Source organism: Bradyrhizobium cytisi (assembly GCF_008123515.1).
GTDB lineage: Bacteria > Pseudomonadota > Alphaproteobacteria > Rhizobiales > Xanthobacteraceae > Bradyrhizobium > Bradyrhizobium cytisi.
Genome location: NZ_VSSR01000072.1, coordinates 16,281 through 28,743, shown reverse-complemented (window position 1 = coordinate 28,743; position 12,463 = coordinate 16,281). Strand labels below are relative to the sequence as shown.

The window sequence follows — 12,463 nt, the reverse complement described above, 5'->3', positions numbered from 1 at the left end:
AAAAAACGATCCAATTGCCAAAAACGACAGCCACTCTGTTCAGGGCGTCGTCGCGAGGCAGCGAAGCAATCCAGGGGGCTGGGCAGGTTCTGGATCGCTTCGCCGCTTCAGCCTTTGCGTAGGGGCACAGGCCGAAACTCACCTCACACGACGTAACTCGTAATCTCTAGAACGACAGTGACGACACGACCCGCACCTTCTGGCCGGGATCGAGCTTCTGCACGCCGAGCGTGACGATCTTGGCGCCCTCGTCGACACCGCTGGTGATGACGACGTCGTTACTATCGTAGGACTTCACCGCCACCGGCTTCAGCGTGACCGCGCCATTGTCGTCGACGACGAAGAAGGACGGCTTGCCGCCTTCGTTGAACAGCGCCGACAGCGGCAGCCGCGCGACACGCTCGGTAGCAGCGTCCGACAGCGTCAGCGTCGCGGTCATGCCGAGCGAAACCTTGTCGTCGGCCTCGGGCAGCGAGAACTTTGCAAGATAGGTGCGCGTCGCGGAATCCGCGGTGGGGGCGATCTCGCGCAGCTTCGCCGTGTACTTCTTGTCCGGCTCCGACCAAAGAGTGACGCTGGCGGCGCCCGACTTGGCACGTCCGACCAGCGTCTCAGGGATCGCGACGACCGCTTCCTTTTCGGCAAAGCGGGCGACACGGATCGAGGTCTGGCCTGCGGCAACCACCTGGCCCGGCTCGATCAGCGTTGCGGTGACGACGCCACGGGCGTCGGCGTTGAGCGTCGCGTAGGAGAGGGAATTCTTGGTCAGCTCGACCGAGCGGACGGCGCGGTCGAGGCGCGCACGGGCTTCGTCGGCGGCGGCGCGGCTCGAATCCATCGCTGCGTCCGTGGTCCAGCCCTTGGCTTTCAGATCCTTGGCGCGCTGCTCGGCCGCGGCAGCCTGCGCCAGCACGCCGGTGGCCGCGGTCTGCTCGGCGACGGCCTGCTCGGCCTGGAGTTTCAGGTCAACCTCATCGAGGGTGGCGAGCGGCTGGCCGACTTCGACCGTCTGGCCGACCTCGACGAGGCGTTTTGCGACCTTACCGGCGACGCGGAAGCCCAGATCGCTCTCGATCCGGGGCCTGACGGTGCCGACGAAGCTGCGCTCCGGGGTCTCGGCATCATAGTGGGCGGTTGCGACCAGGACCGGCCGCGGCGGCTCGGCTTTTTGCGCCACGGTATCATTGCACCCGGCCAGCGCAGCGGCCATCAGGGCCAGCGACACACCTGCCAAGAGCCTGGAATAGCTGGACAAAACGGACCGAACGAACATCGGAGGACACTCCTGCGTCTGCAATGAGAGGAATGTCGACTAATCACTGATAAAAGTCAATAATCGTCAGTCATCAGAAAAGCGTGATCGTTAAGGGGTGGTAAGGAGTCATGCGGTTGGCGGAACTCCCTTATCCTGATATGGTTACATGTAACCGAATGGAGGAACCCGTGCCGTCCTCTTCCAAGCCAAGGTCATCGCGAGCGAAGGTCCGCGAGCATCGAGAGCGGCTGCGCGCGCAGGGGCTCCGTCCGATCCAGATCTGGGTTCCGGATGTGCGTTCAGCGTCCTTCAAGGCGGAAGCCCATCGCCAGTCACTGGCGGTCTCATCGAGCGCTCAGGAATATGACGATCAGGCTTTCATCGATTCCGTCTCCATTTTGAATGACGAATGAAGCGGGGCGAGATCTGGACACTCGCGGGGGGCAAAGACTATGCGGGAAAACCGCGTCCCGTGGTCATCGTCCAGGATGACGGTTTCGACACAGCGAACTCCGTTACGGTCTGTGCATTCACGACCAACGAGACTGAAGCGCCGCTATTCCGCCTGCCGGTCGACCAGACCGAACGCAATGGTCTACGGGTACGCTCCCGCCTGATGGTGGATAAAATCACCACCGTGCCAAGGTCCAAGATCGGAAAGTTTGTGGGACGGCTCGACGACGAGGACATTTTGCGTCTCAGCCGCGCCCTGCTGGTGTTTCTCGGATTGGCCGGTTCGCAGAAAGGCGCCGGCGCAGATTAGCCGGTAGCCCGGATTTGGCTTCAGCGAAATCCGGGCTAGCTAGGTCGGAGAGATAATTACCGCCCCTGTTCGGCGAACTCGTGCTTGGTCTCGTGGCCGCCGATGAACACCAGAATGCCGGCGAGCAGAGGCAGCACGGCCAGCACCAGCAGACCCGTCGAGGTCTGGCCGGTGGCTTCCTTGACCCAGCCGATCAGATAGGGTCCGCCGAAGCCGGCGAGATTGCCGATCGAGTTGATCAGCGCGATGGCGCCGGCGGCCGCGGTGCCCGACAGCCACGAGGTCGGCAAGGTCCAGAACACGCCGAAGACGCAGAACACGCCGATCGCGGCGAAGGTCAGCGCCACCATCGTCATGGTGGGATCGGAGATGTAGCTGGAGATGGCGAGCGCGACCGCGATCAGGATCATTGGCGCACCGACATGCATCACGCGTTCGCGCGTGGCGTCCGAATGCCGTGCCCACAGGATCATGGCGACCGTCCCGAACAGATAGGGGATCGCGGTGACGAAGCCGGTCTGGGCGTTGCTCAGCCCGAACGCCTTGACGATCTGCGGCAGCCAGAACTGCATGCCATAGAGCGCGCCGACGAAGCCGAAATAGACCAGGCTCAACGTGATCACCTTCGGCGACGACAGCGCTTCACCGAGCGACAGGTGCTTCACCGCCTGCTTGGCAGCGATCTCGGAATCGAGTCTGGTCTTGAGCCAGGCCTTCTGCTCGGCCGAGAGCCAGTCCGCCTTCTCCGGCTTGTCAGTGAGATAGAACCAGGTGACGATGCCGAGTAGCACCGAGGGGATGCCCTCGAGAATGAACAGCCACTGCCAGCCCTTCAGACCCATCGCGCCGTCGAGCCCGAGCAGCAGGCCCGAGATCGGCGCGCCGATCACGGTCGAGACCGGCACGGCGATCGCGAAAGCCGCAAGGAAGCGGCCGCGATATTCGGCCGGGTACCAATAGGTGAGATAAAGGATGATGCCGGGGAAGAAGCCGGCTTCCGCGACGCCGAGCAGGAAGCGCAGGGCGTAGAAGCTGGTCACGCCGTTCACCAGCGCCATCAGTGCCGAGATGATGCCCCACGTCACCATGATGCGGGCGATCCAGCGGCTGGCGCCGAACTTCTCCAGCGCCAGATTGCTCGGCACCTCGAAGATGAAATAGCCGATGAAGAAGATGCCGGCGCCCCAGGAGAAGATCAGCGGCGTGAACTTCAACTCGGCGTTCATGGTCAGTGCGGCGAAGCCGAGATTGACGCGGTCGAGATAGGAGAAGAAATAGGCCAGAACTAGGAACGGGATCAGGCGCCAGGAGATGGCGCGGATGGTCGAAGTCTCGATGTCCGACTTGGTTGTATTCTCGGCCCCCGCGGAACCGGTATAAATTGTGGCCTGGCTCATGGCTTCCCCCCGATTTGTTGCTTTTGTGAGCTAAAAGGCGGTTTTCAGCATCACGGGCAAAGAGTCAATGGAAGCCATGCACGGAGCGCAGCCGGTCAACACCATTGCGCTGCGACAGAGCATGCTGCTCCGCACCGCCCTGGCTTTGATCGTGATCGCCTGCGGGCTGTCCCTACGCTGGTACGGCTTCCCGCTCGGCCTCCCCGCCTTCGTGGTGAAGTACGGCGGCTCGCTGCTATGGGCGACGATGGTGTTCTTGCTGGTCGGAGTTTTGGCACCACGGCTGTCGCGGAGCCAGCTTGCGGCCATCGCGATGGTGATTGCGATCGTTGTCGAGCTTTCGCGGCTGGTGCATACGCCCTGGCTCGATGCGTTCCGGCTGACCACAGCGGGTGCGTTGCTGTTGGGCCGAATCTTTTCGCTGTGGAATTTGGTCGCCTACCTCATCGGAATCGTGGCCGGCGTCTGGCTCGACAGCCGTGTCGCGAGCTTCGCCCAAGATCGGATCCTGCCTCGATGTCGCAAACTCAATTCGCAACAGGCCGGCTCGACCCGCGAATGATCAGCTCCGTCGGCACGGTGAGAGCACGGCCACATTCAATCTCGTCGCCGCGCATCCGCTCCAGCAGCATAGTCGCAGCGTGGCGGCCCATGGCCGCAAGATCCCACTCGATCGCCGTGATAGGCGGCGTGTGCAATTCGGCCAGGTCGGAGTCGCTGCCAGCCACCACCGAAATCCCGTCACCGACGGCAATGCTCATCGTCCGCAGGGCCCTCAGGCAGCCGCCGAGCATGTCCATCGCCGCGACGAAGAGCGCCGTCGGGGGATTCGCGAGACTCATGAGCGACGCCGTCGCCCGATAGGCGTCTTCGCTCGAGAGCACGTTGTCTCGCAACAATCTCGGGTCCGGCGTGATGCCCGCCGTCGAACACGCCGCGCGAAATCCCTCCAGGCGGCTTCGCGACGGAAAGGCCTTTATGTCGCCGACGAGCATGGCAATCCGCCGATGCCCAAGGCCGAGCAGATGGCTCGTCGCAAGCCGCGCGCCCTGGCGATGATCGGCCGTGACGCGATCGAGCGCCTCGATGCGATCGCGGTCGATGAGCATGACCGGCATCGGCGCCTCCGACAGCGCTTCGCGCACGTCGCGGTGCTCCTCGTCGCTCAGCGTCATCATCACGCCATCCACCCGGCGCCTACGGAAGGCCCGCAGCAAGGCGATTTCGACCTCGGGGCGGTTGGTCGTGCTCGCCAGAAGCAAGGTGTATCCGGCCTCGCGTAGAACCGCCTCGGCCTCCTTGATGAACAACGCGAAGCGCGGGATGTCGAAATCGCGAATCGCGCAGGCCACGAGCCGCGAGCGTCCCGCGCGCATGCTCTGCGCCGTGACATCGACCTCATAGCCGAGATGCGCCATGGCCCTTTCGACGCGCTCGCGCAGCTCCCGGGCCACCGTAGGATGATCATTGAGCACACGGGATACAGTGCCGACCGCGACACCGGCCTCTCGGGCCACGTCCCTGACTTTTACAGTTTGCGAACGGCGTGGCTGTGACAACATGCCGGTTATATGAACCGGTTCATCATATGGGACAAGGATTTTGGCAGAAATTGTAGAAGTTTCCATCGCTCGCACAAAGCCCCTCGAGTCTCTTATGAACCGGTTCATTGACTCTGGCGCCGGACTTGGCACAATGGCGGCAACGCTGAAAGCCGCACGAGGAGATCCCATCCTCTCGATCGGACGATTCCGGAGAAGAGCCATGCCTCAGCCCAAGGTCGCCTTTGTTGGATTTGGCGAGGCCGCACAATGCTTTGCCAAGCATCTCGCGGCGCAGACCGATGCGCCGATGGTCGCGTTCTGTCAGGGCAAGACGAATGCACCGCCCTACTCGCAGGCCTTTCGCGCGATGGCGGCCGGTTGCGGCGTCACGCTGGTCGAGCGACTTGACGATTTGTCGGACGCGGACGTGATCTTTTCCGCGGTCGTCGTTGCGGTTGCAGCCGAGACCGGCGAGGCAATATCCAGAATCGTACGTCCCGGCTGTCTCGTGGCGGACATCAATGCCGCGAGCCCGCGAACGAAAAGGCGTGTCGCCGAAGCCGTCGAGGCGCGCGGCGGCGTGTTCGCGGACACGAATCTGATGGGTTCGGTCGACCTCTATGGCGCCGCGGTCCCGCTCTATGCGTCCGGCAGCGGCGCCGAGCGCTTCTCAGACATTTTCAAGCCACTCGGTTTTCGCATCGAGGTGGCGGGTCCACAAGCTGGAACAGCAGCGGCCGTGAAGATGCTGCGGAGCGTGGTGACGAAGGGCATGGAAGCGCTGCTGGTCGAGGCCCTGACCGCCGCAACGCTCGCCGGCGTGCGCGAGGAAACCATGCGCGGGCTTTGCGCGTCGATGGATGCCACCACGTTCAGCAAGTTCCTGGACATGTGCGTCCGCTCCGACGTGCTGCATGCCGAGCGCCGCGCCGTGGAAATGGAAGGCGTGGTGGAGGGCCTGCGGGAATTGGGCTTCGACCCCCTGATGACGACCGCAACGGCGGAACGATTGAAGGTCTCTGCGCGGCTGGGCTTGCGGCAGGAATTTGCGCGACGCCCGGGCTATTCGGCCGACGACGTGCTGGACCGTTATGCGCATGTGGTGTCCGTCCATGGAGGCGAACCACGAGGCTCGCGCGGCGAGCTCAAGAAGGGGCCGTAAAGTGCGGGCCTGACTTTTTACTCCGCGAGCTGAAACCGCTCGAAGCGATCAAGCTCATCCTCGATCTTCTGCTTGAGCTCCTTGCGCCCCGCCATCTTCTTGGCCTGCCCGAGCCAGGTCCATTTCTGCATCAAGAGCTTCTTGGCCTGCCGGTCCGTCTTGAGGTCGAGCGCGGCGACGATCTCGTCGCCGACCAGCACGGGCAGCGCGAAATAGCCGAGCTTGCGCTTGGCCTTCGGCACATAGGCCTCGAACAGATGGTTGTAGCCGAAGATGAGATTGGTGCGCTTGCGCTGGATGATCAGCGGATCGAACGGCGACAGGATGTGGACAAGATCCGGCGACACCTCATGCGGCTCCAGCGCGGACGGCTGCGCCCAATGCTCCTGCTTGCCGGCGCCCTCGATCGCGACCGGCATGAGTTCGCCGCGGCGAACGCGCGCGGCGATCAGGCTTGCCACCGCCTTCTTGCTCGGCGCATCGAGATGGCAGACCGAATCGAGGCTGACGACACCTTGCGAGCGTAACGCGCGGTCGAGCAGATAGGCCGTGATCTCCTTGGCCGAGGCCGGCTTCGGCAGCTTGTCCCAGCCGAAATGCCGCGTCATCAGATCATAGGTCTTGAGCATGCCCTGGCGCGCGCTGATGGTCGCGACGCCGGTGTAGAAGGCAAGCTGGAGCGCGCGCTTCGAGGGTTTTCGGCTCTGCCACAGATGCTCCTTCTCGGTGAGCACGTCGTCCTCGATGTCGCGGATCGTCAGCGGGCCGGCCCGCAACAGCCGCATCACCTTGCGCGTGTCGCCCGGCGTCACCGAGGCATACCATCTGTGCCCCTCGCGCTTGTGCTCGCGCATCGCCGGCAGGAAGAAGCGAAAATCGTTCGACGGCACATAGGACAGCGCATGGGTCCAGTATTCGAACACGCTCCTGTCGACGCTCTGGGCATGGCGCAGGTCGGCGCGGCTGTAGAACGGGATACGGTTGAACAGGATGTGGTGATGGCAGCGCTCGATCACGTTGATGGTGTCGATCTGCACATAGCCGAGATGGGAGACCGCATCAGCCACGGCCTGCGCGCCTTCCCCGAACGGCGCGCGCGTGTCGAGCCGCTGGGCGCGCAGCCAGATCTGCCGGGCCTGTGTCGTCGGGAGCGGAAGGGATTTTGGTGCGCGGGACATTGCGAAAGGCAATGTAGCGAGATTCGCGCCGGGAGAAAGAAGCAGGCTGCCAAAGAAAAAGCCGCGCTGCCATCTGCTGACAGCGCGGCTGGATGGTGCGGGCCGAGGCCTACTTCATCATCATCGCCTTCTGCGCCTTCATGTAGTGCATGCAGGCGCCCTTCATCTTGCCCATGCTCATGTCGGTGTTGACCATGGCCATTTCCTTGTTCGCGGCCGTCTTGGCGGGCGTGTCGGCCGGGCCGGTCATCATGGCCGTCGATTTCATCATGTTATCGCTGGTGCACGCCATCATCGCGGCGGATGCGGGCGAAACTGAAAAAGCGAACGCGACAAAGGCTGCGGCGGTGAGCAAGGTCTTCATCGAAATATCTCCTGAAGTAAAACGAAACCGGCGTCATGCCGGCATTCGCAATACGTATTCTCTGGCGAGAACGTTTCGCGGAGAAGATAATTTTCTTGCTGCAATGCGAAGGGAATCGGCCTCAGCGGCCGTCCTTCGGCGCCCTGGGCCTGTCACTGAGGCTACCGGTGGCGATATCGGGCTCGCAGGACGCCCTGCCGCGCCCCTCCGCCTGGCAGCGATAGACGCTGCCGGTGAGCCGATCGACCAGCCACATGCTCTCGTCGGTCGGAGCTTCGAGGCCGACATAGCGGGAGGTCACCCCCGTGATCAGCGTCGAGAGCAGGATCGCCACCGCAATCATCGCGGCGCCAATATAAATGGGCATGGGATTCAGAGACACAGTCCGATCCGGCGGGCCGCTGCGATAGACTTGATAGTCACTTGGCCTCGGCACTGGATGGAACTCGGCTCCCTCACCTGGCGATGTCTGACGAAGGGTGTCTGCTAGGCGCGCATCTGGCCGATTTCTTGTTCGCGAGCAGGCCATGCGGCGACGGCTTTGCGACGATCGATCTGCGCAGGGCGCCAACTAAAATGGGCTCGGAGGCCCTTGGCCACCCAACGTGACGAGGATCACATCCAAGCCTTTGAACCTACCCTATGCTTGCAGCATCAAATCGGCATCAGGCGTCACAGCGAGGATACGAAGATGACCCATTTCAATAAGTTTTTTGGACTGAAGGCGATGACACTCACGGCCGCGCTGTCGATGACGGCGAGCCTGGCTTTCGCCGGCGACACCAACGTCTCCACCAACCAGATCCTGGATGCGTTGAAGCCCAGGCCGATCACCCGCGGCCTGTCCGTCGGTCCGCAGGCCGATCCGACGGCGCAGGCCAAGGAAGCGACCTTCCTGAACACCGTGCGCAACCGGCAGACCCGCTCGCTGTCGATGGGCGAGCGAGATCAGATCGCCGAACTCGCGGCGACCAAGCCGAACATCGATCTGGAGATTCAGTTCGACTACAACTCGGCCGACATCGCCAAGACCTCGGTGCCGTCGGTGCAGGCGCTCGGCAAGGCGCTGTCCGACCCGTCGCTGAAGGGCTCGACCTTCGTCGTCGCCGGCCATACCGACGCGATCGGCACCGAAGCATACAATCAGGGCCTCTCCGAGCGTCGCGCCGACACCATCAAGAAGTATTTGGTGCAGAACTACAGCCTTAGCGGCAACGATCTTGTCACCGTCGGCTATGGCAAGACCAAGCTGAAGGACACCGCCAACGGCGCCGACCCGATCAACCGTCGCGTCCAGGTCGTGAACATGGACACCAAGACCGCGTCCAAATGATCTGAGAAGTGATTGCAGCAAACGACAAGCCGCCTGCCGCGAGAGTGGCAGGCGGCTTTCTGTTGTCAGATCCAGCTCTGGAACAGCATCAGCCGGTTGAACGTCTGCATCGAGGTCCCGATGAAGGCGGCCGAGATCGGCAGCATCACCGCAAAGCCGATCGCGACGCCGCCGACATAGGCCCACAACAGCCAGCGCGGCAGGCCCTCCCTGTGCAGAACATAGACCAGCGCGAGCGAAGCCGCGGTTGCGGCCGGCAGATAATAATAGATGAAGCCCAGCGTGCGCGGCAGCAGCGCCCAGGCGAGCCAGAGGCCGAAATAGAACGCCGCAATCAGGAACGCATCCCAGCGACGCGCAACGATGAAGTCACGCAACACCACGACGAGCGCGAGCAGCGCCGGCCATGCGACCAGAGGATTGCCGAGGAAAACGACCGCCGCGACATTGTCGTCCGAGGTCTTGTCGAACAGGAACCACACGGGACGCGCGAGCAGCGGCCACGACGGCCACGAGCTCATGTAAGTATGGCCGGCGATCGAGGTGGTGGTGTTGTCGGCAAAGATACGACGCTGCGCCTCTATCAGATCCGGCAACGACACCCCGTAGAGCGGAACGAAGGCGGCGAGATAGGTCACGGCCGGCAACAGCGCAAAGCAGAGCGCAGCATGATGTGCTCTGAACTCTGGCCAGAGATCGGGGCGATACCAGTCGCTCGGCTCGGCGTCGGCAAACAGCGCGTGCCAGCCCTGCATCAGGCGGATCACCGCAACAATGACGATGCAGACACCGAGCGGAAACAGGCCGCTCCATTTGCAGGCGGCGGCGAGACCGAACAAGCTACCTGCGAGCGCGAACAGCGCCTGCGGCCGCTCTCGTCGAAAGCCGTGCATGAAGGCGGCGATGGCGAGCAGACCGAAGCCGAGTGCGAAGATGTCGAGCATCGCGATGCGCGCCTGCACATAGAGCATCTGGTTGAACGCCGCGATCAGCGCTGCTGCGATCGCAGGCCCTTGCGAACCGAACAGCGCGAGGCCGCAGAGATAGACCGCGACGATCGCGAGCGCGCCGAACAGCGTCGCCGGATAGCGCCAGCCGAACGCATTGTCGCCGAATGTTGCGATCGAACCCGCGATCAGCTCTTTCGCCAGCGGCGGATGCATCGGATTTAGCACCGGCTGCGACGTCCCGGAGCCCAGCATCTGCCGCGCAGCCGGCACGTAATGCACCTCGTCGAACACGAACTTTTCCGGCGTCACCAGCCCGATCAGCAGCGCGAGATGCGCAGCCAGGAAGATCGCGACAGCGATCACTGCGCTTCGCGACAAATTCGGAACCGCGTGTGCTTCAAGCGACTGCTGTAGGGCTACTTTGCGTGGCAAATCTGCGTCACCGCGAATAAAAAATAACTCAGCCGATCCATTGAACGCATTCTGCCGCAACTGTCACTAAGCTTACGCTCGTCCCGCGCCGCTTGCGATAATTCTGCCACAACACGGGTGCGCGATCAGGGATTTCGATCGGGTATGATATGAATTTTCGTTTTCTGTTTTTCCCTTCACTGCTGGCGGCCACATTGTGCGCTGCGCCTTGCGCGCAGGCTCAAACGCGCGTCGGCGAAGCCGTCCTGGTTCAGAACGAAGTGGTGCGCGTCGCCGCGACGACGTCACCGATCAGCGTCGGCGACAGCATGTTGCGCGACGAGACCGTGCGCACCGGCGCCGACAGCGCAGCGCGCTTCGTCATGGCCGACAGCACCAATCTGTCGCTCGGACCGGGCGCGACGCTGAAGCTCGACCGCACCGTCTTCAACGACGAGCACAGCTATCGCGACGTCGCGATCCGCATGACCACCGGAGCATTCCGCTTCGTCACCGGACATTCGGAGAAAACCGCCTACAAGATCACGACGCCGCTCGCGACCATCGGGGTGCGCGGCACCACGCTCGACATCCTGTCGCAGCGCGGCCGTTCGGTCGTCGTGCTTCAGGAGGGCGCGGCCAGCGTCTGCACGTTGAACTTCCAATGCATCCAGCTCACCCAGCCTGGCGATACCGCGGTCATCACCTCGACCGGCGGCAAGGCCAGCATCACCAAGACCAACATCCCGCCCTGGACTTTCGCCGCCAACTGCGCTGCGAATGCCGGGCTTTGCTCCGTCAACCAGTATGCCGACGCCTCGCCGACCATCTCGCCCGCCGTCCATGACGATGGCATGCTGTGCGGGCGCTGATGGTGGGGAAGCTCGGCTTCAGACGCTTCGTCCTGGCTGGTGCATTGAGCGCATCCGCTGCGCTTGCGCTGTTTGCGCTCGACGCCGGTCCGGCCGCAGCCCAGGCGAGCTGCGAATCAGAGTGCGGCGGGCTGGGACCCTCCCCGTCACCGACATACTCGCCCTCGCCGAGCCCCTATCCGTCACCGTCCCCGAGCCCGTCTCCGTCTCCAAGCCCGTCTCCGCCGCCAAGCCCGTCACCATCGCCGAGCCCGACACCGACCGGCTCCGATTCCAGCGGCAACTCGGTCAACGGCCTCGCCAACCAGCGCTTCAACCAGATGATCACCAACCGCGTGCTCGGTAACGTGCTGCTCGGCGTCAACGAGCAGGTCAATTGCAGCGACTGCATCAGCGCGTTCGGCTCGGCCGGCTCGTTCTCGGCCGGCATCCATGGCCGCAAGGAGCTGACGCCCAATCTGTCGCTGCTCGCCGGCCTCGCCTACACGCAATACGGCGAGGGCGGCTACAACATCACCAGCGCACCGGTCGGCGCCTTTGCGCTGCGCTATGACTTCACCGATTGGGGCTCGTCGCGTCCATTCTTCGACGTCGGCACGATCCTGACACCGTGGGAGAAGGCGCGCTACACCCGCAGCTACAACACCAGCCTCGGCCCGGTGAGCGTGACCAGCTCGACCAACGCCGCGAATTACGCGGTCTATGGCCGCGCCGGCTGGATGAGCCGGTTGTCACCGCGCGACGAGGTCGCGGCCTCCGTCGAGGTCTGGCAGCTCTGGCAGCGCGTATCGGGCTATGCGGACAACACCGTCGCGTTCAATCCGTTCGACGCCAGCATTGCGACCGGCACCGACCGCACCAGCCTGATCAAGATCGGCGGCCAGTGGACCCATCTCTTCGCAGGCAACATCGAGACCAACATCAACGGCGGCTGGGTGCAGTCGTTCGCCAGTCATAGCGGCATTGTCGCCACCGTGACCGGCGACGGCATGGTGGTGCCGACGATGGGCAACCAGGGCTGGTTCGAATATGGCGGCCGCCTCGGCTTCCGCGTGCAGAAGGGCTGGATCGTGGACCTCTTCGCCAACGGGACGCTAGGCCCGCAGCCGGTCGGCAACACCATCCACGGCGGCGTGGGGTTGAGGATTAGTTACTAGCCGCGAGCCCCAGTCTCGTAGGGTGGGCAAAGCGGAGCGTGCCCACCACTTCTCTCTCAACCGGAGACGGATGGTGG

14 protein-coding genes are annotated in these 12,463 nt (G+C 63.3%); 7 read left to right on the top strand and 7 right to left on the bottom strand.

Annotated elements, in window-relative coordinates:
* Nucleotides 1-166 precede the first annotated feature (166 nt).
* Nucleotides 167-1,273, bottom strand: a complete 1,107-nt coding sequence (locus tag FXB38_RS35380; RefSeq protein ID WP_148755575.1) for an efflux RND transporter periplasmic adaptor subunit — start codon at nucleotides 1,271-1,273, stop codon at nucleotides 167-169.
* Between the two features lie 110 nt (nucleotides 1,274-1,383).
* Between FXB38_RS35380 and FXB38_RS35375 the strand changes: the two genes are divergently transcribed.
* Entirely contained in the window at nucleotides 1,384-1,668 is a 285-nt protein-coding gene (locus FXB38_RS35375) for an antitoxin MazE family protein (RefSeq protein ID WP_347340256.1), read from the top strand.
* Nucleotides 1,665-2,018: a type II toxin-antitoxin system PemK/MazF family toxin gene (locus FXB38_RS35370; protein ID WP_148755574.1), complete on the top strand. Its 354-nt coding sequence runs from the start codon at nucleotides 1,665-1,667 to the stop codon at nucleotides 2,016-2,018. The genes FXB38_RS35375 and FXB38_RS35370 overlap by 4 nt, the downstream gene beginning before the upstream one ends.
* A gap of 56 nt (nucleotides 2,019-2,074) precedes the next feature.
* On the opposite strand, the gene FXB38_RS35365 is transcribed toward FXB38_RS35370, so the two are convergent.
* Nucleotides 2,075-3,415, bottom strand: coding sequence for an MFS transporter (locus FXB38_RS35365; RefSeq protein ID WP_148755573.1), 1,341 nt, complete (start codon nucleotides 3,413-3,415; stop codon nucleotides 2,075-2,077).
* A 76-nt stretch (nucleotides 3,416-3,491) separates the two neighbouring features.
* Here FXB38_RS35365 and FXB38_RS35360 point away from each other — a divergent pair, with 76 nt between their 5' ends.
* Nucleotides 3,492-3,977 (top strand): ribosomal maturation YjgA family protein, encoded by a 486-nt coding sequence (locus FXB38_RS35360; protein WP_187435365.1) that lies wholly within the window; start codon nucleotides 3,492-3,494, stop codon nucleotides 3,975-3,977.
* On the opposite strand, the gene FXB38_RS35355 is transcribed toward FXB38_RS35360, so the two are convergent.
* Nucleotides 3,943-4,977 (bottom strand): LacI family DNA-binding transcriptional regulator, encoded by a 1,035-nt coding sequence (locus FXB38_RS35355; RefSeq protein ID WP_187435364.1) that lies wholly within the window; start codon nucleotides 4,975-4,977, stop codon nucleotides 3,943-3,945. The two genes, FXB38_RS35360 and FXB38_RS35355, sit on opposite strands and share 35 nt — an antisense overlap.
* 202 nt (nucleotides 4,978-5,179) lie before the next feature.
* Between FXB38_RS35355 and FXB38_RS35350 the strand changes: the two genes are divergently transcribed.
* Nucleotides 5,180-6,121 carry an NAD(P)-dependent oxidoreductase gene (locus FXB38_RS35350; RefSeq protein ID WP_148755571.1) on the top strand — a complete coding sequence of 314 codons (942 nt, stop codon included), beginning with the start codon at nucleotides 5,180-5,182 and terminating at the stop codon, nucleotides 6,119-6,121.
* Nucleotides 6,122-6,138: 17 nt separating this feature from the next.
* Here FXB38_RS35350 and FXB38_RS35345 read toward each other — a convergent pair whose 3' ends face one another.
* The 3 genes from FXB38_RS35345 to FXB38_RS35335 all read right to left on the bottom strand — a co-directional run bounded on the left by FXB38_RS35345 (nucleotide 6,139) and on the right by FXB38_RS35335 (nucleotide 8,030).
* Nucleotides 6,139-7,299 (bottom strand): winged helix-turn-helix domain-containing protein, encoded by a 1,161-nt coding sequence (locus FXB38_RS35345; RefSeq protein WP_148755570.1) that lies wholly within the window; start codon nucleotides 7,297-7,299, stop codon nucleotides 6,139-6,141.
* A 109-nt stretch (nucleotides 7,300-7,408) separates the two neighbouring features.
* Nucleotides 7,409-7,663 carry a hypothetical protein gene (locus FXB38_RS35340; protein WP_148755569.1) on the bottom strand — a complete coding sequence of 85 codons (255 nt, stop codon included), beginning with the start codon at nucleotides 7,661-7,663 and terminating at the stop codon, nucleotides 7,409-7,411.
* A gap of 121 nt (nucleotides 7,664-7,784) precedes the next feature.
* A complete protein-coding gene (locus FXB38_RS35335; protein ID WP_148755568.1) occupies nucleotides 7,785-8,030 on the bottom strand; it encodes a hypothetical protein in 246 nt (81 codons plus the stop codon).
* A gap of 324 nt (nucleotides 8,031-8,354) precedes the next feature.
* On the opposite strand from FXB38_RS35335, the gene FXB38_RS35330 reads away from it, so the two are divergent.
* Nucleotides 8,355-8,996 (top strand): OmpA family protein, encoded by a 642-nt coding sequence (locus tag FXB38_RS35330; RefSeq protein WP_148755567.1) that lies wholly within the window; start codon nucleotides 8,355-8,357, stop codon nucleotides 8,994-8,996.
* 65 nt (nucleotides 8,997-9,061) lie between these two features.
* Here FXB38_RS35330 and FXB38_RS35325 read toward each other — a convergent pair whose 3' ends face one another.
* Entirely contained in the window at nucleotides 9,062-10,309 is a 1,248-nt protein-coding gene (locus tag FXB38_RS35325; protein WP_246230374.1) for a phospholipid carrier-dependent glycosyltransferase, read from the bottom strand.
* Nucleotides 10,310-10,527: 218 nt separating this feature from the next.
* Here FXB38_RS35325 and FXB38_RS35320 point away from each other — a divergent pair, with 218 nt between their 5' ends.
* Together FXB38_RS35320 and FXB38_RS35310 are read left to right on the top strand one after the other, a co-directional pair.
* Nucleotides 10,528-11,229 (top strand): FecR family protein, encoded by a 702-nt coding sequence (locus FXB38_RS35320; protein WP_187435363.1) that lies wholly within the window; start codon nucleotides 10,528-10,530, stop codon nucleotides 11,227-11,229.
* Entirely contained in the window at nucleotides 11,229-12,386 is a 1,158-nt protein-coding gene (locus tag FXB38_RS35310) for a hypothetical protein (protein ID WP_187435362.1), read from the top strand. The genes FXB38_RS35320 and FXB38_RS35310 overlap by 1 nt, the downstream gene beginning before the upstream one ends.
* Nucleotides 12,387-12,463 lie beyond the last annotated feature (77 nt).

What these genes read in the sequence shown, in the direction of transcription:
- FXB38_RS35335 (WP_148755568.1), bottom strand. Translation starts at nt 8,030, where the DNA reads ATGCCCATTTATATTGGCGCCGCGATGATTGCGGTGGCGATCCTGCTC.
- FXB38_RS35375 (WP_347340256.1), top strand. Translation starts at nt 1,384, where the DNA reads ATGCGGTTGGCGGAACTCCCTTATCCTGATATGGTTACATGTAACCGA.
- FXB38_RS35370 (WP_148755574.1), top strand. Translation starts at nt 1,665, where the DNA reads ATGAAGCGGGGCGAGATCTGGACACTCGCGGGGGGCAAAGACTATGCG.
- FXB38_RS35330 (WP_148755567.1), top strand. Translation starts at nt 8,355, where the DNA reads ATGACCCATTTCAATAAGTTTTTTGGACTGAAGGCGATGACACTCACG.
- FXB38_RS35345 (WP_148755570.1), bottom strand. Translation starts at nt 7,299, where the DNA reads ATGTCCCGCGCACCAAAATCCCTTCCGCTCCCGACGACACAGGCCCGG.
- FXB38_RS35380 (WP_148755575.1), bottom strand. Translation starts at nt 1,273, where the DNA reads ATGTTCGTTCGGTCCGTTTTGTCCAGCTATTCCAGGCTCTTGGCAGGT.
- FXB38_RS35365 (WP_148755573.1), bottom strand. Translation starts at nt 3,415, where the DNA reads ATGAGCCAGGCCACAATTTATACCGGTTCCGCGGGGGCCGAGAATACA.
- FXB38_RS35310 (WP_187435362.1), top strand. Translation starts at nt 11,229, where the DNA reads ATGGTGGGGAAGCTCGGCTTCAGACGCTTCGTCCTGGCTGGTGCATTG.
- FXB38_RS35320 (WP_187435363.1), top strand. Translation starts at nt 10,528, where the DNA reads ATGAATTTTCGTTTTCTGTTTTTCCCTTCACTGCTGGCGGCCACATTG.
- FXB38_RS35350 (WP_148755571.1), top strand. Translation starts at nt 5,180, where the DNA reads ATGCCTCAGCCCAAGGTCGCCTTTGTTGGATTTGGCGAGGCCGCACAA.
- FXB38_RS35355 (WP_187435364.1), bottom strand. Translation starts at nt 4,977, where the DNA reads ATGTTGTCACAGCCACGCCGTTCGCAAACTGTAAAAGTCAGGGACGTG.
- FXB38_RS35340 (WP_148755569.1), bottom strand. Translation starts at nt 7,663, where the DNA reads ATGAAGACCTTGCTCACCGCCGCAGCCTTTGTCGCGTTCGCTTTTTCA.
- FXB38_RS35360 (WP_187435365.1), top strand. Translation starts at nt 3,492, where the DNA reads ATGCACGGAGCGCAGCCGGTCAACACCATTGCGCTGCGACAGAGCATG.